Origin of the sequence: Microcoleus sp. S28C3 (genome assembly GCF_036700785.1) — a bacterium.
In the GTDB taxonomy this organism is placed as follows: domain Bacteria; phylum Cyanobacteriota; class Cyanobacteriia; order Cyanobacteriales; family Microcoleaceae; genus Microcoleus; species Microcoleus asticus.
Map to the genome: position 1 here is coordinate 33995 of NZ_JAUBPO010000029.1, position 23519 is coordinate 57513.

The window sequence follows — 23519 nt, forward strand, 5'->3', positions numbered from 1 at the left end:
ATTTTCCACTCAAAATGCAGCGGGGGGCAAAAAAATACCGCCCCCACAACTCAAAACTTACAACGGGCCAGAGATACCTTGCTTGCGAATCATCAAGAAGTGAGCCAGCATGAATACTACAATCAGCCAAGGCAACACAAAAGTGTGCAAGCTGTAGTAGCGAGTCAAAGTGCCTTGACCGACGCTGACACCGCCACGCAGCAGTTCAACCATCAAAGAGCCGACAAACGGGATGGCTTCGGGGACGCCCGAAACGATTTTAACCGCCCAGTAACCAATTTGATCCCAAGGCAGCGAATAGCCGGTCACGCCGAAAGAAACAGTGATGACTGCCAAGATTACTCCTGTCACCCAGGTTAACTCGCGGGGCTTTTTGAAGCCGCCGGTCAGGTAAACCCGGAAGGTGTGCAAAATCATCATCAGTACCATCATGCTGGCAGACCAGCGGTGGATGGAGCGGATCAGCCAGCCGAAGTTGACTTCATTCATCAGGTATTGCACTGAAGAAAAAGCTTCTGCTACCGTAGGACGGTAATAGAAGGTCATGGCGAATCCGGTGGCAAACTGGATCAGAAAGCAAACCAGAGTAATTCCGCCCAAGCAGTAGAAAATATTGACGTGCGGGGGTACGTACTTCGTAGTGATGTCGTCGGCGAGCGCCTGAATTTCCAGGCGTTCCTCAAACCACTGGTAGGTTTTTGAGTCGGTGATTTGTTTAGAAAACATGGAGCCAGAATTCCTAAAAGAATATTGCTGTGGTTGAGGTTCAGGGCAGCAGCCACAAGGTTTTTTGTCGCCCCGCGCCGAGCAGCTTGCTTTTACTAGCAAATGCCTGAGGCTATTTTTTAAATTTGGAGCTGACGAAAGGAACTCTATTGTGCGATCGCCTGCAAGCCCTGGGAAACTAAGCGGTGGCTTGTCCCTACTCGCTGGCGTTGCCCGATCGAATTCCAGACTGTGATAAAAAATGTAACATAATTGCTGTGCAAATTTCACGCGAGCGATGCTTTTGCCGAGTCTCAAATACCATTTTCTGCAAGCTCAACATTCGCCCCAAGCTGGCATACAGCCAAGAGCCGAGCGGAGGACTAAAGTCCGAGCCGGCCAGCGGGTCGCTGGGGCGTTAATTTTAATATTAATGATAAAACTTCACTAATTTTGCGATTAAATGTTACATTTAACTAATTTTTTGTTGGCGGCGGAGGTTTGACGAATGCCGAATCCTTTGGGGATATTTAAATGCGCAAAAGCTTAAAAGCCTACAAACTTAAAATACAGGAGATGCAATACTTGCCTATCTTTTACAGAAAAATCATGCACAGACGAGTTTTCCAGATTGCTATTTTACTTTTCCTCCAAGTCGCCCTGGTTCTAGGCCCGTGGGCCGGGCCTGCGGCGGCTCTAACTCCAGAACAGCAGCTTTTGAGCGAAGCTTGGCGAATTGTCAATCGCTCTTATGTGGATGACAAATTCAACTCTAAAAACTGGTGGTCGATTCGCGAAAAAGCTGTCAAGCAACCGCTCAACGACAGACAGCAGACTTACACGGCTATTCAGGGGATGCTGGCGAATCTCGACGACCCCTTCACTCGACTGCTGAAACCCGAACAGTACCGCAGTTTGCAGGTCAACACTTCCGGAGAATTGACGGGAGTTGGGCTGCAAATTGCGATCGACCCCCAGACAAATACCCTAACAGTGGTGGCTCCTTTGGCCGGCTCACCGGCGGATAAAGCCGGCATCCAACCCCTCGATCGCATTCTGAAAATTGATGGCACTCCTACCTCAGAATTGAGCCTAGACGAAGCCGCAACTCGAATGCGCGGCCGCATCGGCACTCCCGTTACCTTGACCTTGGGGCGCGAGGGAAGGGATGCTGCTGAGGAAATTAAGCTAGTGCGCGATCGCATTGCTCTGAATCCGGTTTACGCCGAATTGCAGTCGGGGGCGGACAATTTACCGGTGGGCTACATTCGCCTCAGTCAATTCAGCGCTAACGCCACTGAGGAAGTCGCTCGCGCGATCGACAGCTTGGAAAAACAAGGAGCCGCCGCCTACATTCTCGACCTGCGAAACAACCCGGGCGGACTGTTGCAAGCAGGGATTGAAATTGCCCGCTTGTGGCTCGACTCTGGGACGATCGTCTACACGGTTAACCGACAAGGCATTCTCGGCAGTTTTGAAGCCTCAGGACAGGCCTTGACTGGCGATCCGCTGATTGTTTTGGTGAACAAGGGAAGTGCCAGTGCTAGCGAAATTTTGGCTGGTGCGCTGCAAGATAACGGCAGAGCTCAACTGGTCGGAGAAAAGACTTTTGGTAAAGGGCTGATTCAGTCGCTGTTTGATTTGTCTGACGGTTCCGGGTTAGCCGTGACAGTTGCTAAGTACGAGACGCCGAACCACACAGATATTAACAAACTGGGGATTTCGCCCGATCGGGTCGTGCCTTTGGAATCCATTGCGCGCGATCAAATCGGCACCGCAGCAGACTTGCAATATCAAGCTGCACTGCAACTACTGAAAGAAACAACCGTGCTGGCCAAGTCAGTATAAGCCGGAGTTTGAAGTTTTGAGCTTGCAGCATGGCGTCAATACACAGGTCTGAGTTTCGGTCGCAATGACAGACAAGAACGATCCTAAAAACTCTTTAACTCAAAAGTCATATCACGTCCGACAGATTCATCTGTCATTGTTCGCTGTACGAAGCAATGACATACAAGAATGATCCTATCGGACGCGATATCAAAACCCAAAACTCCCCTTCCCTTAAGGTTGCGGGGTTGATTCCTCGTCGGCTTCTAGTACCTCGGGTTCCTGCAAAATCACCGGACGCTGCTGGGGGTCAGCTTGATTGCTTTGCTCTTGCATCACAGTTTTAGCAAGACTGGGGTCAAAGTAGCGGTTAAACTCCGATCGCGATCGATCGACTCGCCCTTGGGTAAGATTGACTTCAGCTTGGATTTCGTGCAATTTTTCTTGCACGGCCCGGTAGTGAGGCCAAAGCTGAATAAAAGCAGAAGCGGCACAGACTGAAAGTACGATGTTGACTGATAACTTGACTCCTGTTTCGGCGCCGAGCGTTTGGTGAGGGTAGGAACGCTGGCGGCTGCTGCTGCGACGAGGAGCAACCCGAGGGGAGTTTTTTACAGGTCGCAGTGGAGTAACGGTGGGTTGAATCGCTTGCATAATTTTTTTTCAAATACCTGAGACTGAGGTTTTAGAGCTGAAAACAGAAAATTCTGAGCTTAACGCACACCCCCCCGGTTTGTCAGGGTGCTGACAGCCAAGATTTTTGAGACTGAGTAAACTACCCACCGCTAACCGCGGTTAGCCGTTAGCGGCGGCTTTCAACAGCCCTCAAGCTAAAGAATAGCTTGTTGCCTTCAAGTCGGTTTACAGACAACCCAAATAATTTAATCATCTTCGCACCATTCAAATCAGCATCGCCATGCCAGCCACAATGTCCGCCTTTAAAGCTTTTTCCGATCCGATAGGATTCACGCCAGCCGGATGGATGTGCAGACATCGATCGCAGGTTTGACTCGTGTAGCGGGGATTGATAGCGAACTTCAAGCCTAGCATCAATAGCTTTCTAATCAAGGAATTGTGGCAACTGATACAACGCCCAACTATTAGAACGTCTGCGTTCTGTTTTGGTGCGGGACATCTGATTAGTCCGCTCTCGGATTTTGGTCAAATCCTCAATGGCGACAATCGCATTACTCGCCCATGATTGCTGAATGATGAGACAAGATTGCATCAATCTTTGATGCAAGAAGGAAACCGCAGATGAACGCAGAGGCATTTCAAGATAGTTTGCGAATGCTTGTAAGAAGTCTGCAGATTTGGCTTAAACTTCAACTTGATTGCGGGCATCTGTAATTACGAACTCAACTTTTCAGCATGACTTTTGCAAGATGTCCACACCATATATTCGATCGGCGAAGAACGAGCGGAAAGCCCAAGGCTACCGACATGGGAGGAACGCGGTTGCGGTTTCAACGGCTGTCAAAATGCTAGAACTAATCGGCGACTAAGAATCACCAGGCGTAGCGTTGAAGTGTTTTATTAAGGAGCAACCCCTGATTTATGTCGGAGCGGCACGACATAAGCCTGGGCAAACAAGCAATGGTGGACACGCAGCTTACCAATAGAAGCGTTGTGATGGACTCGGAAAGCAAAACAAGATAAAAGTAAGCGCAATTGCAATACGAATCGTAATGGTAGTGGTTGTTGAGCGTGTAGAGGTGATTTGTCATCACCTGTAAGACTTAATTATGGTCTTATGAATTCCTTCCTATGGGAGGCATGGGGAGTTGTCAAATATGCCATTAATCGTCCCAATGATAGACTTAATTAGTGAGTCGTCGCCTACCCGTGGTCTGTTCTCACTCAGCTCAAAATCGACGAGCGGGGTGTGACTCCTCCTTCGTCACCCATTCCTCTATTAGCAACAAGCTTGCGCTGTGGCGGGGGCATTCAGGGGTGCGAGGTGACGCCTGAGGACAGAATTTCCCAATAAAAATGCCTGCCCTTGCAGTCTCGTCTTGGTGACAACAGACAATTTACTCCACTGAGGCAGCAATTGTCTGTAATGCCAGAGAGTTAACTACTAGGGCAGGCGATCGAGCGGTTCGCGGCTGGTGCCTGGAAACTACTTGTACAGTTCAGTTGCGAGCCGGAAAGCCATGATTCCGGGAATCAAAGCAATTACGAGCGCTACGTAGACTTGGGTATCTGTTAAAGACATATTGGGAAAACTCCTTTTCGCGGGCACGAGCTTTCACCAATTTCAGACAAATTGGCGCTTTTGGGAATCATTTGTTACAACTTGAAATAAATTTGGTGGGTTCGGCGAGGAGTGGGAGAGTGGAGAGTGTGGGTGTGGGGGAGTCGGAGATGGGGAAAGTGGGACAGTGGGAGAGTGGGAAAAATCCTGCTTCTTCCCTCTTCTTTGTGCCCTCTTACCTCAACATCCATCGGTTACATCAGTTACATCGGTTACACCCGAAGCAAACGAATCCGTTGCCCAACTTTACTTCGTTCCGACGATCGGAGTAGTGCAGAATTACCGCATTAGGTTAAGATTTAAGTGAAGGTGACACTAATTTTAGACAGAGCGGGTAATTTGCGCTGCGCTCGACCCTTGCCAATCTTAGGTGCCCAAAATAGTTAATGATAGATCAATTTCTCGACGCTTCACCCAATTTTGGAGTTGACGGCTTTTTATTATTGTTGGTTTTGGTGGCTTTGGAGGCTGTACTTTCGGCTGACAACGCGATCGCCCTGGCGTCTATTTCTAAAGGTTTGGAAGATGCCCAGGATCAGCAAAAAGCTCTCAACTTGGGTTTGATAATTGCTTTTGTACTGCGGATCTCACTAATTTTAACGGCTACTTGGGTGATCCAGTTCTGGCAGTTTGAACTGCTTGGTGCACTTTACCTGCTGTGGCTTGTTTTTCAACATTTTACTTCAGACACAGACTCCGAAGGAGAACATCATGGGCCCAGATTTGCGTCTGTGTGGCAAGCAATTCCCATGATTGCTTTTACGGATTTAGCGTTTTCTTTGGATAGCGTTACTACTGCGATCGCTGTTTCTGACGACACTTTTATCGTTGTAACAGGCGCTACTATTGGAATTATTGCCCTGCGATTCATGGCCGGATTGTTCATCCGCTGGCTGGATGAATTCGTTCACCTAGAAAGTGCTGGTTACATCACTGTTGGGTTCGTAGGAATGCGGTTGTTGGTGAAAGTAATTAATCCGGATTTAGTTCCTCCGCAATGGCTGCTAGTTTCCAGTATCGTCTTGATGTTTGTGTGGGGATTTTCTAAGCGCACTCCCGAGTCAGTCGAGATGGCCAAATCTCTAGAAATGGCTCTGAATCAGCCGGATTCAGAAGTTGCTGTGCGAGAATCGCAAGGACATAAGTCCGAAAATTAACATACTTGGATTTGAATAAAGTTAGCTTAAATCTGTCAAACCAACAAGATTGATGGCTGGTCAAAACGTGCAAAAGCCTTTCATCCCGGTGACTTTAGTCCGGGGATGAAAGGCTTTTATTTTGTAATATTGTTTTCTTCACTAGCCGATCGAACTTATGGGAGTAGAATTGGGCCTATGGGAAGGCAGTTATCAAAATCAGACTCAGCAATGGTTGCGCTGGTGGGATAGCGAGGGGAATTTGTTGCTGACGGGGTTGGTGGCATATTGGCGCTCGCAGGCGATCGATCCGGATCTGATTTGAGCCTTGGTGGTGGCTGTATTTTTTGAGGAGAGGGAAAGAGCCCGAACGATGGGAAGGAGTTGCAGGCGATCGCATTTCACCTGTCGGAAAAAAATGTAACCTTCCGGTTGAGCGGCTGCCAGAAAACTTCGCAATGCACCAGAAATCTGAGTCCATCCACTCCAACAGAGATGTGATACGTCAGTCACCTAAAAGTTCCTTAGGAATCAATACAGGATTACGGATCTTCCGAATTCTCTCAGAGCCGCCAAGACTAAGATTTTGTTCCGCTTTAATAACCCTAAGCTTCGCCGTTTTATGATGATATAGCCGAAACTTATCCTTTAACTCTTGATCGATCATAGTTGTTTGAAACTGGGCATCCTGGGACATCAACAACATTTCAGGTTTTATTTCAATATCATTAGCGCTAATAAAAGTGTACACAAGAACCTCAAATGTCAATGGTTTTTTATGGTCAAGATGGCTCTCATAGATAGCTACCTTATCACCAGTAATATGGCATTTAACTTTTTTATCCCGATCGCCCCACTTTTCAAAGTATTCTTTTTTAGCTAGCAGAAGATCATCTTGAACAGCGACACGGCAGGCTTCTAAAAATTCTTGATAAAGAGACTTTCCTTTAGCAGAAATCGCTGTTCGATAAGAAAAATCCGTTCGAGATCCATCTGTTCTTTCTATCCAAAAGCAACTTGTCGGCATATCTGTTCTATCTTTGTACAAACGTCTTACACCACATCCAATCTTTTTATCTGCTTCAGGATGGCGCTCCAGAAGAGCCAGTAACATATCGCGATCATCACCTGCTATGCTTTGACCATTTCGATAGCGCTCCAACATATTTTTGAAGTGTTCAATAGCATCTTTTTGGAATTTAAACTCTATTCCATTGAGAACAATTGGTTGCCTTGCCATTTAAACTCCATACCAGTTTTATATGACGTATAACTTAAATTATATCGCAGATGTGGTAGCATAGATCATAATAAGCGATATCTGCAAGACATAGGAGTTCAAAAAGTCCCTCCTTATCTTTCCTAACCTCAATTCTCGAATGTCGAATGTCTAGACGCGATAATTTACACTTCTCCCTACGTCGTACCCTCGAAAAAGACGGGTGGACAATTACAGACGATCCTTTAGTCTTAGTGTTAGAACAGACACTTTTGAAAGCCGACTTAGGAGCCGAAAAGTTTTTTACGGCGGAAAAAGAAGGGCATAAAATCGCTGTTGAAATCAAAGACTTCGATTCACCCTCAGTTATAAGCGAACTGGAAAAAACGATGGGACAGCTTCAGCTTTACCAATGGGCATTGGAAGGCCAAGAACCGGAGCGTCAGTTGTTTTTAGCCGTGAGCCAAGCGATCTACATTAAACACTTTCAAAAACCGATTTTTCAGTTAGCCGTCCAGCGAAATAAAATCAACTTATTAGTTTACGAACCAAATCAAGAGGTGATTCTCCAATGGATAACTCACTAAGCTATGCAGACATCCTCACAAAAACCCTGCAAGAGGCAACTCGCGCCCAACCGCGTTTACAGGCGATCCAGCTTTACCCCGTCTGTGATGTCGATTCTGGTCACTTTCTGATTCTGGCTACAGGCTGGGATAAACAGCGCTGGATTGACACGATTCTGTTTCATGCTCGTTTAGTCGATAATCAAGTTGTAATTGAAGAGGATAACTTCGAGGAAGGTCTAAGCCAAGCGCTGATTGCAGCGGGTATAAAAGCAGAGCATATCGTGACTAGCTCCTTCCCTGACAACAGTGATAGAGAGAAAACGTATCAGACAGTATAAGGAAGAAGGAAGAGGGAAGAAAGAAGAGGGGGAAACTGGGATATGGGAAGAGGGGGAGGATTTTTTTCCGATTAGCCATTAGCTATGGCTTAGGCTTACCGACAAAGAAAGCTAAGGGAGAATTCTCACCACAAGATAACCGAACTTTAGAACCAATGGGAAAAACATTTCCTGTGGTTGTGAGTGCATATAACTTTTCGCCCGAAGGTGTTTTTAAACAATAACGATTTTCTCTACCTAAAAATTGGCGATCGCAAATCACAACAGGCGAATCTTCATCTAAGTATAAACTCAAGTCTTCCTGCCGGATCATCAACTCTCCTTCAGTAGAAACATCACAGGGAACTTGTGAAGATGAATCTCGTTTAACAGCAAAACAACCTACTTCTGTTTCCCAAAAATCCTGCTTCAGCGATGCAGACACAAAATTAGCTTGCGTCACAAACTCAGCTACAAATCGAGATGCTGGTTCTTGATAAACTTCCTCTGGAGTGCCAAACTGTTCTACTTGACCTCGACGCATCACCGCTACCCAATCTGAAATCGAAAGTGCTTCTTCGCGATCGTGGGTGACAAATACACCAGAGGTTTCCGTTGCTTTGAGAATATCGCGGATTTCCTGACGCAATCTTAACCGTACTTGTACATCTAAATTACTCAACGGTTCATCTAGTAAAATAATCGCAGGTCTAGGGGCTAAAGCACGGGCCAGGGCTACTCGCTGTTGCTGACCCCCGGATAATTCATGGGGATAACGGTTTTCCAATCCTTCTAATCCCACCAACGCTAATGCTTCAGCGACGCCTTTCTGAATATTATGCTTTGACTCTTTTCCTTGATGCGTTAAGCCAAAAGCTACATTTTTCGCGACTGTCAAATGGGGGAAAAGTGCATAGTCTTGAAACACCATACCAATGTCTCGCTGTTCCGGCGGAACTGACATATTAACACTCGCTACAGTTTTTCCTGCTAAAGTGATCGTCCCTGCTTGTAGCTGTTCAAAACCAGCAATTAACCGCAGCAAAGTTGTTTTTCCACAACCCGATGGCCCCAACAACGCCAGTATATCTCCTTGATGTAATGTCAGGGTGACAGATGCTACCGCAGGTGATGCTGCTTGGGAATACTGTTTTGTTACACCATCTAAATGCAGAATTATAGGTCGAGCCATTATTGCTATAAATAATCAACAACTTACTATTCTACAATAAACCACTTTAGTGAGATAAATTGTTATAAAGACTTGACAAATATTTACACCTAATGATAAGGTGGCTAGCTAGACATTTTACTAGCGATGAAAAATTCCCAACAGTCACTACAAAAAACAGCAATCAGGACAATCGAATGGCGATCGACCTTACGCGGTCTATCCGCTAGTGGGTGGACAGTTGCAATTATCGCTTTAGCATTGCCGATCGCCATACCAGTTCTTAGTGTCTTATCCAGTATCTTTTTTGAAGCTAAAGATACATGGCAACATTTAACTGATACAGTTTTAACCCGTTATATTGTCAACTCTTTATTGTTAATGATCGGTGTCGGCTGTGGTGTTGTCGCGATTGGCGTAGGATGTGCGTGGCTAGTAACAATGTGTCGCTTTCGGGCCAGTCGCTTATTTGAATGGGCATTACTGTTACCCTTAGCGGCCCCAGCTTATGTGTTAGCTTATACTTATACAGACTTTTTAGAATTTTCAGGCCCAGTTCAAACTGCTTTGCGTTATATTTTTGGCTGGAGTTATGGAGACTATTGGTTTCCTAACGTGCGATCGCTCCCGGGAGCAATCTTAATGCTAATCTTAGTTTTATATCCCTACGTGTACCTATTAACACGAGTTGCATTTTTGGAGCAATCAACTTGTACCCTAGAAGCTAGTAGAATACTGGGGTGTAGTCCTTGGCGGAGTTTTATTACAGTTGCCTTACCAATGGCAAGACCCGCAATTGTTGCAGGTTTAGCACTGGCTTTGATGGAAACTCTCAACGATTATGGCACTGTTCAGTATTTTGGAGTTGATACATTCACCACAGGTATTTATCGGACTTGGTTTGGCATGGGAGAACGAATTGCAGCAAATCAATTAGCTGCCTTGCTATTATTATTTGTTCTGGCTTTAATCTTGCTAGAACGCTGGTCGCGCAGTCGGACTAAATATTATCAAGCTAGCAGTCGCTATCGCCAACTGCAAACTTATCAACTAAAAGGAATCCGGGAGATTTTAGCGGTAATTGCTTGTTTGATTCCGCTATTCTTCGGTTTTTTATTGCCAGCAGGTCTTTTAGTCAAGTTGACATTAGCGAATTGGCAAGTAACCTTAGATGAACGCTTTTGGATCTTTGCCCGTCATAGTTTAATTTTGGCAACACTGACAGCAATTTTAGCCGTAGTTATTGCCTTGATTATGGCTTATGGCTTACGGTTATATCCTAATTTAGGAGTGCAGTTAGGCACTAGAGTTGCGGCAATGGGCTATGCTGTACCTGGTTCTGTCATTGCAGTGGGGATTATGGTTCCCATTGGTAAAATTGACAATCTATTTGATAGTTGGATGCGTCAAAACTTGGGGATTTCTACAGGCTTGTTGTTAAGCGGTACGATCGCAGCTTTGGTATTTGCCTATATAGTTCGCTTCCTAGCTGTTTCTTTAAATGCTGTGGAGTCGAGTTTGAGCAAAATTAAGCCTAATTTAGATGATGCGGCGAGAAGTTTGGGTTATAGTCCGATGCAAACTTTAGTTACCGTTCATACACCAATGATGACGGGAGGTTTACTAACTGCCATGATGTTAGTATTCGTTGATGTAATGAAAGAGTTACCTGCTACTATAATTATTAGACCATTTAACTTTGATACTTTGGCTGTGCGAACTTATCAACTTGCCTCCGATGAGCGATTAGCTGAAGCTTCTGGCCCTGCACTCGCAATTGTTTTAGTGGGGATGTTACCGGTTATTTTATTAAGTTGGAAAATTGCGCGATCGCGCAAGTCTTCAACAGAGTTAACGGTTAACAGTTAACATTATCCCTTTACAAATCAAGATTATTAATAAAAATTCACCAATGTTTACTCGCACTACTGGCACAATCTCGTTCTTACTACTTACTACTTTGGTCACGTTTGGATGCCAAAAACAGGCGACCAGCCCCCTCGAAACATTACAAAAAACTAAGCAATGTCCAGAATGCGACCTGACTGGCGCTAAGTTAAGCAAGATAGATTTAACAAGCGCTAATCTCAATGGTGCTAAGTTGGAAGGTGCAGTCCTAGAAAATGTCAAACTTAATGAAGCCTTACTAGATAGCGTCAATCTCAAAGGTGCAAATTTAAAAGGTGCTTCTCTGGAAAAAGCAGGTTTATCTGCCGCCGATCTCACACAGGCTGATTTGAGTAATGCAAATCTTAAAGGGGCTTTTTTGCGAGGGGCAAAACTGAATAATGCCAATCTTAGTAATGCCGATTTAAGTGAAACTGACTTAAATAGTGCTGATTTGACAGGGGCAAACCTGAAAGGGGCAAACCTGAAAGGCGCTATAATGCCGGATGGTAAAATTAAAAATTAAAGTTGATGTGATTCGGCGGTTTCAACCGCCGAATCACAAAGAGTAGCTTCTTGTTCAAAAAGCCTCTATTTCCATCCTGCGCGATCGGCAATCTTTAAAGCGTCGGGGTTATTTTTCCCAAACACATCAGGGTTGAGAGGGTCAGATTTGAATGTACCAAAACTTGCAACTGCAGGATCGATCGCCACACCTGAAATCACAGGGTATTCGTAATTACCCCTAGCAAAAATTTGTTGCGCTTCGCGACTGGCTAGGTGTTCCAAGAATTTGGTCGCGCCTGCTTTGTTACGGGAGGTTTTGACTACACCGGCACCACAAATATTCACGTGGGTACCGCGATCGCGCTGGTTGGGGAAAAATACACCTACCTTCGCCGCGATCGCTTGTTCTGCTGGATCTTTCGATTTCATTAAGCGGGCTACATAATAGGTATTAACCAGCGCAATATCGCCTACCCCATCAGCAACAGCCTTGATTTGCGCCGTATCATTTCCTTCTGGAGGACGTGCAAAATTAGCCACCAATCCTCGCGCCCAAGCTTCTGTTTTTTGAGCCCCATGAGTCGCTAACATGGCTCCAACAAGAGACTGATTATAGATATTAGTGGACGATCGCACTAAAATTTTGCCTTTCCACCGAGGTTCTGTCAGCGCTTCATATGTTGACAATTGGGCAGGGTTCACCTTGCTTTTGTTATAAACAATCACCCGTGCCCTGCGCGATAGACCAAACCAGAAACCTTGAGGATCTCGCAAACTCGCTGGAATTGCGGATGTCAGGACTGCTGAAGAAACAGGTTGCAGGATACCTGCTTGTTTCGCCCGCCACAAACGCCCACCATCAACGGTGATGAAAACATCAGCAGGGCTATTTGCACCTTCACTTTTAATCCGTTCAATTAGTTGGTCAGCCTCCGCCTCAACGAGGTTAACTTTGATCCCAGTTTTTTTCGTGAAGCTTTGGTACAACTGATTATCAGTGTCGTAGTGACGTGCTGAATAAAGGTTGAGAGTGCCGGTTTGGGCTGCGACAGGGGCTTTTTTGCTTAGTTCCCCCAGTGCCACGGCAGCCATTGCTGTACCGCTGGCAAGAAAAATACGCCGAGAAATGCTCATTGTTTTATAATGATAGATTTTTTCATCTGGTAATTGACAGGATGGTGCATCCACAGCCATCTACAGTCATTGCTTTACTATATTAATGCAAGTGATTCTTATTTGCTGATCGAGATCGTAACGATTTTAGGGCTGACGCCCGGGTGGTCAGAAACCGGGTTTTTTGACCAAAAGGCTTTGTTGTAGCCAGCAGATTCGGTAAAAAATTCGGTTATGAAGGTCTTGATGCGTCCTGGAATGTATTAATGACACAGATTTTTGCGGACTAGGTAGCAGAACGGTTGTTTGCAATGATGTTGGTATTACCATGAGCAGAATGGGAGTTCAATTTGTCTGCTGAGGATTGGTTCGAGTTATTCCTGCATTTGAGCGCGATCGAGTAAACTCCAATTGGCTGTCAGAACTAAGGTAACTAGGATATCGATGTCACTGTCTGCATGAAAGTCGTCCCGAAGGACAGAACCAAAGAAAGAGAGTTCGATGATTTGCCAATGTTGGCAAAATTTGATGATTTGGTCAATTGGCAGGCGATCGCGGTTTTCATTCAGCCTCTTTACTTATTGACCAAATAGTTTGCTTGAGAATTTTCCTCAAGCAGCATTCGTAGAGTCAAGTTGGACTGCTTATGAGCTATCTCTTTACTTCTTTGCGTTGTTGTTTTTTTACGGTAAGAAATCGCACCCTCGCTACTCGGATGGTGGAGGTACGATCTCGATACCGTATTTGGGAGCCGCGGTAAGAATTTTGTTCAGGTCTTCAGGAGTCAAGGATGCTCCAAGGGTAATCTGACCATTTACTGCCTTTCCAACTTCGGCAATGAATTTCTCAAAGCCAGCAGGAGTTACCCAAACCAGCATTGTAGCCGATGTAACGGTCGTATTTGTAAATCGGTGAAGCTGCCCTTTCGGTGAATGAAGGAATGTTCCAGCCGTCGCCACGAAAGTACGATCGTCAAGTTGGAATTCAATCTCTCCGTCTTGAACATAAAATGATTCATCTTCTAGGTGGTGCCGATGGGGCGGGGAACCGCCTTGAGGTGCAACAATTACTTCACAAAGCGCATAGGCTTGACCTGTCTCTTCACCAACTGCCTTGAAGGTATAGAGGTCTTGACCAAGGTAGTAAGAACGACCTTGACCGGGTTCAACAAAAAGTCCGTTTTGATGAATTGTCATTTGTTAATTGTTAATTGGTAATTGGTAAAGCAAAGTGTTAGCTGGCTGGCGATGGCTTTTCCTGGAACATTCTTCACGAATTCAGAGTTTTCTCAATACGCCGATCGGGGATAAGCCACACGATCGCAACTAAAACATATAGCATGAAAGCAAACAACGAGTTCACAAAGGAAAGCAGGATTGCTACGGCATAAATCACTACTGATATCTTTCCCTTAAAGTCTCGCCCAAGTGCAATTGCCAGAGTGGAATCTTTACCGTGGTAAGAAATAAGGACACGAGTAAGAATGAAGTAAGCGATCGCAGCCAACAACAGGACTGTGCCATAAAGCGCAACTGGCCAGGCCGCGAAGTGGTTCTCGCCTGTCCAGGCAGTGACAAAGGGAATAAGTGACAACCAGAACAGCAGATGCAAATTAGCCCACAAAACATTACCATTGACGTGCCGAGCAGCCTGTAACAAGTGATGGTGGTTGTTCCAGTAGATACCCAGATAAATAAAACTGAGTACATAGCTCAGAAAAACTGGAACTAGCGGACGCAGCGCAGCTAAATCAGGTTCATGGGGCACTTTCAATTCCAGCACCATAATGGTGATGAGAATGGCGATTACACCATCGCTGAACGCTTCTAACCTACCTTTACCCATTTTTGTACATCCTCTTTTTCTGCTGGCGCTGCCGATCGCTTCTAATTCCAACAATAACTTAGCATAAGGTCGGTTCCAGTGATGTGTTATACTCAGATCGGCGATCGCTGGCACTTACCAACCAAGCTAACGATTTGGCTTACCTAATCTCGGCTGAAAACAGATAACCTTAATGGACTTTTCGCTGATCTGTTTAAGCAGTCGATCGGCACGACTTCTTATAAATACCCGATCGCGCAACGGGTAAAACGGGAGAAGCAGTTGTTGAAATAAAAAGAGCGATCGATTAAGGAAGCGCGATCGCGGTTATTTGACATAGATAGTTTGAGCGGTAGAGAGAATTTCTTGACGGCGAATCGGGTTGGAACTGCGATCGATCGCCCGTTTACTGATTAGATCGACTCGTCTACTTAGCAGTGCTTCGAGTTCTTCCTGCATTTGGGCGCGATCGAGTAGACCCCAGTTGGCTGTGGGGGCAAAAGCAACTAGGATATCGATGTCGCTGTCTTCATGAAAGTCGTCACGAAGTATCGAACCAAAGAGGGAGAGTTCGATGATTTGCCACTGTAGCCAGAATTTGTTGATTTGGTCAATTGGTAGGGCGATCGCGGTTTTTATTCAGCCTCCTTTGTCTAGCAGAAACTAGATTTCGACAAAAGTGTATAATAGCAGCTAACAATGAGACTTATATTTTGCATCTTTACATAAATTTCTCGTTAATAACTCCATTGATTGAGAACCACGAACTGATTATTTAGTTCATATTCGGCTGTTTCTAAATTATCAATTGCCTTCACAATCGCCTGATAACTCATATTTTTAGAAGCCTCAGAATCTTGATAAACTGCCAAAATTCCTGAATGTTCTGGGTTCGCTTGATGCAATTGCTGAAAGTCATCACAATTGCGTGTAAGCAGCACTCTCTCATTTTCTCTGGCAGCGTCTAGCACGACTGAATCTGGATGATTCATTAAATCCAATGTATTGACTGTGGCTACATCGTGACCGGCTGCCTGAAGAAGATTGACTAAATACTTTGCTTGAGAATCTTCGTCAAGCAGCATTCGTAGGCTCAACTTGGACTCCTTTTATTTCCAATCGATAGCGTTCCTCGTCTGCTTCTAATTTTAAAATTTCTTGATTGTTCTGACAGTAATGAATCGCCTCATAGATAGCAGACAGGGGTAAATCCCAATTTTCGGCAGCTTGTTCGGGTGACATCTGATTGGCAGTCATGTCTCGCCAAATAGTCGATGCCAGTAATTTACGTCCCTTAACGTAAAGTTGTTTGCGCCAAGGATGAGGACGTGCAATTAAATATTGCCAATTCTCGATTTCTGGTGTACTTTGAAGGGATTGAACGATCGCACCTAGCAGGGCAAGGCGATCGCTGACTGATAGTTGGCTGGCTTTTTCTTTAAGCTCTTGCAAGGACATAAAAAAATACTCCAACAAAGGTTGGTATTTGAATTATAGTAGATTGCGATCAAAATTGCAAATTGCTGTAATATTGAAACTAGAGTTTATGCCAATACATATGACACAGCCGATTAACTTTGTGCAAGGAGAAACTTTTCATCAAGAAGAAGGAGATTCTTTTGAGTTTAAGGAGATAACTTCAAAGCGACCAGTCAATACGATTCTCAACCATGCTGAAGAGTATGTGCTTGGATTCCTGAATGCCCAAATAGAGGGATATCTCTATTTGGGCATAGATGACTCCGGGATCATTCAGGGGGTCACTCTTAATCGAAATGACAGAGACGAGATTAGTAGAAGTATTCCTGATAAGTTAAGAAGGACTGATCCGGCTATTCCTCATCACTATTATGATGTGAATATTCATGATGTTTTCAATTGGGAGCGGAAGCGTATAGAAGACTTGTGTATTGTGCAAATACACGTTGTCAAGACGGAAGATAAAAAAGCTCTCGGTCTCTATAGAACTTCAGGGGGAAGTGTGTACCTGAAGAAAGGATCGACCTGTATGAAACTGAACAGTGAAGAAATTGCCAAAGAAATCGAGAGACGCACACAGGTATATTTGCGGAAAAAAGCTGACGCACTTGATAGAAGACTAGAAAAAGAACCTAATAATCGTGACCTTTTAAGCAAGAGAGCTGAAGTTGCAACAGATATGGGTGATGTTGATAATATGGCTCGATTTTTCCGGAAATTGCTTGAACTAGATCCTAAAAGCCCAAAAAGAAGGATAGAATGTGCCACGGCTTATCAGAGTATAGGTGATCTAGAAGGCGCGTTATCTATCCTCAATGAGGCACTTAAATCCAATATCAACGACTTTTCTATTTTAAACAACAAAGGATTGATGCTTCAGGAGCTAGACAGATGGGATGAAGCTCTTTTATTTTATCAAAATTTGCTTAAAATGAAGCCGGATGATTATACTATCATTACTCAAATTGGCGTTATCTTAAGGCATAAATGCCAATATAGTGAATCTATTAAATTTCTTAATTATGCACTCTCAAAAAACCCCAATTATAGACTGGCAAAATATGAAAAGAAAAAAACATATCAGGCTTTTAAAAGAGGTAATACGAATTAATAATATTTATAAAGTACCATAAGACTTTTAATAAGATTGAGAAATTTATAAAATCGTGGTATAATTACTTTAGTACCTACTTAATGGGTATTTATTTCCGTGAGCGATACTGCGACGGAGGACTCTCAACTTAGCTTTACGCTCCTGGTACTGAACAGTGTCAGTGTGCGCTGCGTATGCAAAAAGCGTGAATGCTCAGAGAGTAGGTACTTCATTTTAAGAGTGTGAGCGGATAGTTGTGAAAAATAAGACTTATGTTCCTCCATTTTTATACGAGAGTTGCGAAGAACTTTCCCAAAAGTTCAAAGAGCTTAAATCACCTTATGATGTTGCTCAACTATTGAGAGTTCCCTATGAATATCTTATATACTATATTTACCGAACTCCTCACGATTCTCGGTACACAAAATTTCATGTTCCCAAGAAATCTAGAGGTTATAGAACTATTCATTCCCCTAATGGTTCGTTAGGAATAGTTCAAAGAAAGCTCAGCCAAGTTTTATATGCTGTCTATCGACCAAGACCTTCTGTTCACGGATTTGCGACTTCGCGTAGCATTATTACTAACGCTAAAGCTCACGTAGGAAAAAAGTTTATTCTCAACCTGGATATTAAGGATTTCTTTGACTCTATTAACTTTGGTCGAGTTAGGGGATTGTTCATGGGAAAACCGTATGAACTAGACGAAAAAGTCGCCACTATCTTAGCTCAGATATGCTGTTTCGATAATAAACTACCACAAGGAGCACCAACTTCACCAATAGTCTCAAATCTTATTTGTGCAAAAATGGATAGCGAATTACAAAGATTTTCCAGAGATCATGGGTTATTTCATACAAGATATGCAGATGACATTACTTTATCTAGCAATAGGAATGAACTAGCACTTTCATTAGTTTCCTCTTATGAAAAAGGTTCTTCTAAGGTTGTTTTAGGAGATGAATTGCGAGGGATAATAGAGAGAAATGGGTTTAGAATTAACGATGCAAAAGTGAGGCTATCTTACAACAAAACACAAAGGCAGGAAGTTACAGGTCTAATTGTCAATCAAACTGTTAATGTAAGTCGTAAATACGTCCGTAATATAGACGGTGCTCTTCATGCCTGGAAAAAGTATGGACTACAGGCAGCTACAGAAACTTATGAATCTAAATATGCTAAGAAAGTAACTTTACCCAAGAAGGAAGTAGCACATTTCCTAGACTCTCTACGTGGGAAAATCGAGTTTGTAGGTAGTGTTAGAGGCAAAGATGACTACCTCTATCAGGAGCTTCTCAGCAAGTTCAACGATCTAAGAAAAAAAGAAGCTGATAATCAAAAAATTACAGAAACTGAAGAGCCACGGATAATTTCTCAAATACCGCCCAACGATTGAAATTGTGTTCGGTGTATCTGCCTTTAGCGCTGGAGGACAAGTATCCTCATGCCGATCGCCCTTTCGACACAAATCGATCGCACACCCGCTATCCTGTAACAATAACTCAGTCTTTTGAAAATTTGATCGCCCATCGCAACATTGGAATCGATCGACATTAGCACCCTCATCCCACGCGCACCCGACAACAGCCCAAATTCTACTCGCCGCCCCAAATTCCCTCACCCGCAGCAGTTTCCCCAGCAGCAATCAGCGCATAAATCATCGCCAATAGCATAAATAAGCTTAAATCACCATCAGCGCTACACTAAGTTAGGTGAATAATTGTATATACAGATGACTATTTTTACTCTGCGATCGATCAAAAAAGACTTCGGCATCAAGGAACTCTTGACAGATGCCAGTTTCAGCCTCGATGAAGGCGATAAAGTCGGACTCATCGGCACAAACGGTTCCGGGAAATCAACCCTGCTGAAAATGATTGCGGGTATGGAGTCGATCGACTCTGGCGATCGCTGGGTCAATCCTGGGTCTACAATTGTTTATCTCCCCCAACAGCCGGATTTAGACGAAAATCACACTGTCTTAGAGCAAGTATTTGCCGACAGTGGCGAACAAATGGCTTTAGTGCGCGAATACGAGGAAATTTCCGATCAATTGTCCCACGGCAAAGGCGATACAGACAAGTTGATGGCGCGTCTGTCTGCAGTGTCTGAACGCATTGATGAGGTGGATGCGTGGGATTTGGAAACCAAGGCAAAATTGATTTTGACAAAGTTGGGGATTGAGGATTTTGATGCGAAAATTGCCGACTTGTCCGGCGGCTACCGCAAGCGAATTGCCTTAGCAACGGCCTTGTTGTCGGAGCCCGATGTGTTGCTGATGGATGAACCGACAAACCACTTGGATGCGCTGTCTGTGGAGTGGTTGCAGAACTATTTGAACGGCTATCGGGGTGCTTTGCTGCTGATTACGCACGATCGCTATTTTCTCGATCGCGTTACCAATCGCATCCTGGAGATCGATCGCGGCGACCTTTACAATTATGCTGGCAATTACGCTTATTACTTGGAGAAAAAAGCCCTAGCTGAAGAATCGGCCGCCAGCACTCAGCGCAAATTCTCGGGAGTATTGCGGCGCGAGTTGGAATGGCTGAAGAAGGGGCCGAAGGCGCGCAGTACGAAGCAAAAAGCCAGGATCGATCGCATTAAAGATATGCGAGCAGAGGAATTCAAAACAGCCAACGGCAAAGTCGAAATTGCGACAGCGGGCCGCCGGATTGGTAAGAAGGTAATTGAGTTACTGCATATCAATAAAGCTTACGGCGATCGCACTTTAATTAAAGATTTTACCTACAATTTCACTCCCGAAGACCGGATTGGAATTATTGGTAGCAACGGTGCGGGAAAATCGACGCTGATGGATATCATCACCGGACGCATTCAGCCGGATTCTGGTACTGTCGAAATTGGGACAACCATTCATATCGGTTATTTTGACCAGCATTCAGAGGATTTGACGCCCAATGAAGACCAGCGAGTTATTGAATACTTGAAAAGTGTGGCAGAATTGGTGCAAACGGCGGATGGGGAAATCATTACCGCTTCTCAAATGTTGGAAAAGTTTCTGTTTCCACCGAACCAACAGTATTCACCAATTAGCAAACTTTCGGGGGGAGAAAAGCGCCGGTTATTTCTGTTGAAAGTGCTGATGAGTGCGCCGAACGTGCTGATTTTGGACGAACCGACAAACGACCTGGACGTGCAGACTTTGGCGGTTTTGGAGGATTATCTCGAAGATTTTAACGGCTGCGTGATTGTGGTGTCCCACGATCGCTATTTTCTCGATCGCACGATCGACATGGTTTTCGCCTTGGAACCGGGCGGCAATTTGCGTTTGTATCCCGGCAATTATTCGGTGTATTTAGACTACAAAAAAGCGGAAGAAGCCAAGGAAATCAAAGGACAAAAAGAAAAAGAAAAAATTACACGCATCGCTGAATCTAACAATTCAAAATCCCAAAGTTCAACTCAAAAATCTACCAAAGTTTCCTTCAATGATAAGCGGGAATACGAACAATTAGAAAGTCAAATTCCGCAGATGGAAGCTGAGAAACAAGAGATTGAGAAGAGGTTGTCTAACAATGCTCCGAGCGGGTTTGCGGAGGTGAAGAAGTTATCCGATCGTTTGGCTCAGTTGACGCAGCAGATCGATCGGGCGACTGAGCGCTGGTTAGAATTGGCGGAACGGGTGGGTTAATTTGGGTTGTCCGAGTGTTGTGTTTAGCTCCTGTTAATAATGACAGGAGCTAGAGAAATTATGAGTGAAAAATTTTTATGCTGAAACGAATATATATTGACAAATTTCAATTTTTTTTCTTTTTATATTACAAATAGTGTTGTAAAAAAAATATTAGGAATAATGCTTATTTAGCCGACGATTTGGCAACCTTTGACGATTTATTACCTAAATGTGATGAAGCTATGATACTATTAAAGTTATAAAATCGGTCGCCTGTTACTACTGTCAAACAAACTGACCAACAAACTTAAGACGGTTAAAAGTCTGAAATCCTTTTCAAAGCAGCAATGCCAGCGGAAACAGCGGCAAAAAACCAGCTTTTTTTGCGATCGCCTCAAGTAAAGCTGTGTGTCAAAAACTGGGAAGCCCCGAGGGTGGGGTTGACAAAAGCAGTAGAATATGCAGTAAAAGTCAGGGTAAGCAAATAAGACTGGCAGCAGAAAACAAGGGCGAAAAAGCCCAAAACAGGTAAAACAAAAGTCGATCGGGCCAAGATAAGTTGGTCGAGGACTAAAAATATGGTGATGGGTGAGATACAATTGACCTGTTCTGAGCCAAGAACTGGTCAACATCACAAGTATCCTGTAGAAGTCTGAAGTTGAGAATCTCAGGGTTGTCGAGGAGCGGGAGCAAACAGAAAACTATGCCTCAAAAAGTAATCGCCAAACAGATGTCTTTGGAATCAGCGTCAGATCCGATCGCCGTGACGGCGACGGTGGAAACAGTGCCACCCGAAGCAGTGGCAGTAGAGTCATACGCCGATCGGTTGATGGACGAACTGTTTGAAGGAGTCGATCGAGCATTCGACGGCAGTGGCGGACTGCCCGCCGAGCCGGTAGCGCCAGAATTCGTGGCGCTCAAGTCGATCTCGGTACCTCAAATAGTTTTGTCGCCGTTGGCGCCCCAGCCGCAGCGAGCCGAAAAAGACGTAGAAGCGATCGCCCGCCAAGTCGCCCTAGAAACAGCCAAAAAACAGCAGTCCAAACAATCATTCGACAGAATCCTGCTCGGAGCAGCCTTTGGGTCGCTGCTGCTAGTCATGGGCTTGTGGCTCGCAAGCAGGTCTGGACTGGTGCGCTTGCCCGCAGCCCCCGCACCAGAGAGGCCGGTAGCCAGTGGCAAAACAGCACCAGACACCCCGTTTGTGGAATACGTGCAGCGCTCGCTAGAAGCGATCGAACAAAAAAAAGCACCCCAGCCCAACCCGCAACTTGCAGGAGTTCCCGGAGTTGCCACCCCAGGGACGCTGCCGAGCATTCAAATTTCCGGCGCGCCGCCCGCAACCGCAGGTCTTTCTACAGCAGTCAACCGCATCGCTGAGGCCCTAGAACAAGCCGGCGCGCAGCCTGGAGCACCTGCACCCCAAATCGTAGTCATCCCTCCCCCCGCTCAGGTGACTGTTGCTCCGGCTGCTCCGGTAGCTGCTGCTCCGGCTGCTCCTCAAACCGCCGCAGTTTCCCCATCGCCCGCGGCTCCAGCCTCCGGTCGCGCGATCGCCGCTGCAGGCACTCGAAGTCCCCTCGCCGCTTCCCCTTCCTCCTCGGAGTCTCCCCAGCCGAAGATTTTGGCTCGCGAAACCGAACCGGCACCAGCGCCTGCTGCCCAGCAATCCGCGCCCGCGCCCGAGCAATCCGCACCGGCCGTCAGCAGCGCCCCGACTTCCGCGCACACGCTGGTAGGGATTTTGGAGTTGGGCGACCGATCGGCCGCTTTGTTTGAAGTAGACGGTGTAGCCCGCAGAATTTATGTCGGCGAAAGCATTGGCGCTAGCGGTTGGACGCTGGCAGAAATCAAAAATCAAGAAGCAGTTATCCGCAAGGGAGGAGATGTGCGATCGGTTTTTGTAGGGCAGAAATTTTAAATGATTTTGAGTTTTGAGTTTTGAGTTTTGAGTTAAAGAAGTTGAGTAATTCACAGCCAAAATTCAAAACGCAAAACTTTTGAATTGCCCGAAATAATTCATGCAAAATCCAAAACTCAAAACTCAAAATTATTTAAAAAAATGGGCTTATTTGACGATTTCAGCCGCTTTCTAGAAACCCGATTAGAAGAATTTTTGCGCAGCAATCCCCATCTGGAATTGCAGGCAATAGAAGAACAACTGAAGGAACAAGAAGAAGACACTCTGCGACTGATTCTCGATATCCAGAAACAAGAGAAAAAACTGCAATCAGAAATTCTCTCCGCCGCCCAAGAAATTCAGCGCTGGAACGATCGAATCAACAAAGCTAAAGCGGCTCAAAGGCTCGATTTAGCTCAAGCTGCCCAAGAGCGGCAAGCCGCTTTGCTGCGTCAGGGAAATCAGCGCTGGGGGCAAATGCAAGGCTGCAAAGAACGGATTGAAAAAGCCAAAGAACTGTACCGCCAAATTCAATTGCGTCGCAAAGAAGTCCGAGCAAAAGCAGCAGAAGCTGCAACTCGCACTACCACTAAAACAGAGCAGAATTGGGATACAAAGGGTTGGAATCAGAGTTCAAATTATAACAGTTTTAATGCTGCAGATCCTTTAGAAGAAAAGTTTCAACGCTGGGAAGCAGACGAAGAACTAGATCGCATGAAGCGCAATATAGGCCGATAGTTCCAAAGCATCCGAATCCTTTAGGGACGAGTTTACCCAAAACTCGAATTCCCAGTGCACATATTCGTCAACCCCCCAGACTCCCAGGTGTTGCGATCGCGGATACTTAATATAAATACCATCCTAAAGTTGTAGGGACAATT

27 protein-coding genes and 1 pseudogene are annotated in these 23519 nt (G+C 45.0%); 13 read left to right on the forward strand and 15 right to left on the reverse strand.

The features are described 5' to 3' along the window. Nucleotides 1-57: 57 nt before the first annotated feature. On the reverse strand, nucleotides 58-726 hold the full coding sequence (gene petB / locus QUA13_RS11140) for a cytochrome b6 (protein ID WP_172190423.1): 669 nt from the start codon (nucleotides 724-726) through the stop codon (nucleotides 58-60). 588 nt (nucleotides 727-1314) lie between these two features. Here petB and ctpA point away from each other — a divergent pair. Beyond that, the gene (gene ctpA, locus QUA13_RS11145; protein ID WP_333198357.1) at nucleotides 1315-2553 is read left to right on the forward strand and encodes a carboxyl-terminal processing protease CtpA; all 1239 of its coding nucleotides are present in this window, start codon (nucleotides 1315-1317) and stop codon (nucleotides 2551-2553) included. Between the two features lie 213 nt (nucleotides 2554-2766). Here the strand turns inward: ctpA and QUA13_RS11150 are convergent, their stop codons facing one another. The 4 genes from QUA13_RS11150 to psaM all read right to left on the reverse strand — a co-directional run bounded on the left by QUA13_RS11150 (nucleotide 2767) and on the right by psaM (nucleotide 4750). After that, the gene (locus QUA13_RS11150; RefSeq protein ID WP_333198358.1) at nucleotides 2767-3186 is read right to left on the reverse strand and encodes a slr1601 family putative cell division protein; all 420 of its coding nucleotides are present in this window, start codon (nucleotides 3184-3186) and stop codon (nucleotides 2767-2769) included. A gap of 246 nt (nucleotides 3187-3432) precedes the next feature. Beyond that, nucleotides 3433-3582 (reverse strand): hypothetical protein, encoded by a 150-nt coding sequence (locus QUA13_RS11155; RefSeq protein ID WP_333198359.1) that lies wholly within the window; start codon nucleotides 3580-3582, stop codon nucleotides 3433-3435. 10 nt (nucleotides 3583-3592) lie between these two features. Next, the gene (locus tag QUA13_RS11160; protein ID WP_333198361.1) at nucleotides 3593-3805 is read right to left on the reverse strand and encodes a hypothetical protein; all 213 of its coding nucleotides are present in this window, start codon (nucleotides 3803-3805) and stop codon (nucleotides 3593-3595) included. Nucleotides 3806-4654: 849 nt separating this feature from the next. After that, entirely contained in the window at nucleotides 4655-4750 is a 96-nt protein-coding gene (psaM, locus tag QUA13_RS11165; protein ID WP_006633247.1) for a photosystem I reaction center subunit XII, read from the reverse strand. A 425-nt stretch (nucleotides 4751-5175) separates the two neighbouring features. Here psaM and QUA13_RS11170 point away from each other — a divergent pair, with 425 nt between their 5' ends. Then, on the forward strand, nucleotides 5176-5946 hold the full coding sequence (locus QUA13_RS11170) for a TerC family protein (protein WP_333198363.1): 771 nt from the start codon (nucleotides 5176-5178) through the stop codon (nucleotides 5944-5946). A gap of 145 nt (nucleotides 5947-6091) precedes the next feature. Further along, nucleotides 6092-6202 (forward strand): annotated as a pseudogene (locus tag QUA13_RS32750) (Uma2 family endonuclease); the annotation flags it as partial. Here the strand turns inward: QUA13_RS32750 and QUA13_RS11175 are convergent. After that, a complete protein-coding gene (locus QUA13_RS11175; RefSeq protein ID WP_333198365.1) occupies nucleotides 6151-6438 on the reverse strand; it encodes a hypothetical protein in 288 nt (95 codons plus the stop codon). The pseudogene QUA13_RS32750 and the gene QUA13_RS11175 sit on opposite strands and share 52 nt — an antisense overlap. Beyond that, nucleotides 6431-7165 (reverse strand): DCL family protein, encoded by a 735-nt coding sequence (locus QUA13_RS11180; RefSeq protein WP_333198367.1) that lies wholly within the window; start codon nucleotides 7163-7165, stop codon nucleotides 6431-6433. The genes QUA13_RS11175 and QUA13_RS11180 overlap by 8 nt, the downstream gene beginning before the upstream one ends. A gap of 146 nt (nucleotides 7166-7311) precedes the next feature. Here QUA13_RS11180 and QUA13_RS11185 point away from each other — a divergent pair, with 146 nt between their 5' ends. Both QUA13_RS11185 and QUA13_RS11190 read left to right on the forward strand, forming a co-directional pair. Continuing rightward, nucleotides 7312-7731: a XisH family protein gene (locus tag QUA13_RS11185; protein ID WP_333198369.1), complete on the forward strand. Its 420-nt coding sequence runs from the start codon at nucleotides 7312-7314 to the stop codon at nucleotides 7729-7731. Continuing rightward, nucleotides 7716-8051 (forward strand): element excision factor XisI family protein, encoded by a 336-nt coding sequence (locus QUA13_RS11190; protein WP_333198371.1) that lies wholly within the window; start codon nucleotides 7716-7718, stop codon nucleotides 8049-8051. Before QUA13_RS11185 ends, QUA13_RS11190 begins: the two co-directional genes overlap by 16 nt. Nucleotides 8052-8133: 82 nt before the next feature. Here QUA13_RS11190 and QUA13_RS11195 read toward each other — a convergent pair whose 3' ends face one another. Further along, complete coding sequence (locus QUA13_RS11195; protein WP_333198373.1) at nucleotides 8134-9222, reverse strand: ABC transporter ATP-binding protein; 1089 nt, start codon at nucleotides 9220-9222, stop codon at nucleotides 8134-8136. Between the two features lie 126 nt (nucleotides 9223-9348). On the opposite strand from QUA13_RS11195, the gene QUA13_RS11200 reads away from it, so the two are divergent. Both QUA13_RS11200 and QUA13_RS11205 read left to right on the forward strand, forming a co-directional pair. After that, on the forward strand, nucleotides 9349-11070 hold the full coding sequence (locus QUA13_RS11200; RefSeq protein ID WP_333198375.1) for an iron ABC transporter permease: 1722 nt from the start codon (nucleotides 9349-9351) through the stop codon (nucleotides 11068-11070). 43 nt (nucleotides 11071-11113) lie between these two features. Then, nucleotides 11114-11614, forward strand: a complete 501-nt coding sequence (locus QUA13_RS11205) for a pentapeptide repeat-containing protein (protein WP_333198377.1) — start codon at nucleotides 11114-11116, stop codon at nucleotides 11612-11614. Between the two features lie 65 nt (nucleotides 11615-11679). Here the strand turns inward: QUA13_RS11205 and QUA13_RS11210 are convergent, their stop codons facing one another. From QUA13_RS11210 to QUA13_RS11235, 7 genes are all read right to left on the reverse strand, one after another. Then, nucleotides 11680-12729, reverse strand: coding sequence for a Fe(3+) ABC transporter substrate-binding protein (locus tag QUA13_RS11210; protein WP_333198379.1), 1050 nt, complete (start codon nucleotides 12727-12729; stop codon nucleotides 11680-11682). A gap of 353 nt (nucleotides 12730-13082) precedes the next feature. Next, a complete protein-coding gene (locus QUA13_RS32755) occupies nucleotides 13083-13277 on the reverse strand; it encodes a nucleotidyltransferase family protein (RefSeq protein WP_445242705.1) in 195 nt (64 codons plus the stop codon). A gap of 138 nt (nucleotides 13278-13415) precedes the next feature. Then, nucleotides 13416-13904, reverse strand: coding sequence for a cupin domain-containing protein (locus tag QUA13_RS11215; protein WP_333198381.1), 489 nt, complete (start codon nucleotides 13902-13904; stop codon nucleotides 13416-13418). A 73-nt stretch (nucleotides 13905-13977) separates the two neighbouring features. Then, nucleotides 13978-14667, reverse strand: coding sequence for a TMEM175 family protein (locus QUA13_RS11220; protein ID WP_333198383.1), 690 nt, complete (start codon nucleotides 14665-14667; stop codon nucleotides 13978-13980). A 192-nt stretch (nucleotides 14668-14859) separates the two neighbouring features. Next, nucleotides 14860-15171 carry a nucleotidyltransferase family protein gene (locus tag QUA13_RS11225; RefSeq protein ID WP_333198409.1) on the reverse strand — a complete coding sequence of 104 codons (312 nt, stop codon included), beginning with the start codon at nucleotides 15169-15171 and terminating at the stop codon, nucleotides 14860-14862. A gap of 98 nt (nucleotides 15172-15269) precedes the next feature. Next, nucleotides 15270-15617 (reverse strand): DUF5615 family PIN-like protein, encoded by a 348-nt coding sequence (locus QUA13_RS11230; protein ID WP_333198385.1) that lies wholly within the window; start codon nucleotides 15615-15617, stop codon nucleotides 15270-15272. Continuing rightward, on the reverse strand, nucleotides 15607-15990 hold the full coding sequence (locus QUA13_RS11235) for a hypothetical protein (RefSeq protein WP_333198387.1): 384 nt from the start codon (nucleotides 15988-15990) through the stop codon (nucleotides 15607-15609). Before QUA13_RS11235 ends, QUA13_RS11230 begins: the two co-directional genes overlap by 11 nt. Nucleotides 15991-16090: 100 nt before the next feature. Between QUA13_RS11235 and QUA13_RS11240 the strand changes: the two genes are divergently transcribed. The 6 genes from QUA13_RS11240 (at nucleotide 16091) to QUA13_RS11265 (ending at nucleotide 23376) form a co-directional block, all read left to right on the forward strand. Further along, entirely contained in the window at nucleotides 16091-17122 is a 1032-nt protein-coding gene (locus QUA13_RS11240; protein ID WP_333198389.1) for an RNA-binding domain-containing protein, read from the forward strand. A 238-nt stretch (nucleotides 17123-17360) separates the two neighbouring features. Beyond that, nucleotides 17361-18497: a reverse transcriptase domain-containing protein gene (locus QUA13_RS11245; protein WP_333198391.1), complete on the forward strand. Its 1137-nt coding sequence runs from the start codon at nucleotides 17361-17363 to the stop codon at nucleotides 18495-18497. Beyond that, the gene (locus QUA13_RS11250; RefSeq protein ID WP_333198392.1) at nucleotides 18494-18658 is read left to right on the forward strand and encodes a hypothetical protein; all 165 of its coding nucleotides are present in this window, start codon (nucleotides 18494-18496) and stop codon (nucleotides 18656-18658) included. Before QUA13_RS11245 ends, QUA13_RS11250 begins: the two co-directional genes overlap by 4 nt. Nucleotides 18659-18833: 175 nt before the next feature. After that, on the forward strand, nucleotides 18834-20756 hold the full coding sequence (locus QUA13_RS11255; RefSeq protein ID WP_333198393.1) for an ABC-F family ATP-binding cassette domain-containing protein: 1923 nt from the start codon (nucleotides 18834-18836) through the stop codon (nucleotides 20754-20756). Between the two features lie 685 nt (nucleotides 20757-21441). Beyond that, nucleotides 21442-22659 carry a hypothetical protein gene (locus QUA13_RS11260; protein ID WP_333198395.1) on the forward strand — a complete coding sequence of 406 codons (1218 nt, stop codon included), beginning with the start codon at nucleotides 21442-21444 and terminating at the stop codon, nucleotides 22657-22659. A 141-nt stretch (nucleotides 22660-22800) separates the two neighbouring features. Then, nucleotides 22801-23376, forward strand: a complete 576-nt coding sequence (locus tag QUA13_RS11265) for a TIGR04376 family protein (protein WP_172190506.1) — start codon at nucleotides 22801-22803, stop codon at nucleotides 23374-23376. The last annotated feature ends 143 nt before the right edge of the window (nucleotides 23377-23519 follow it).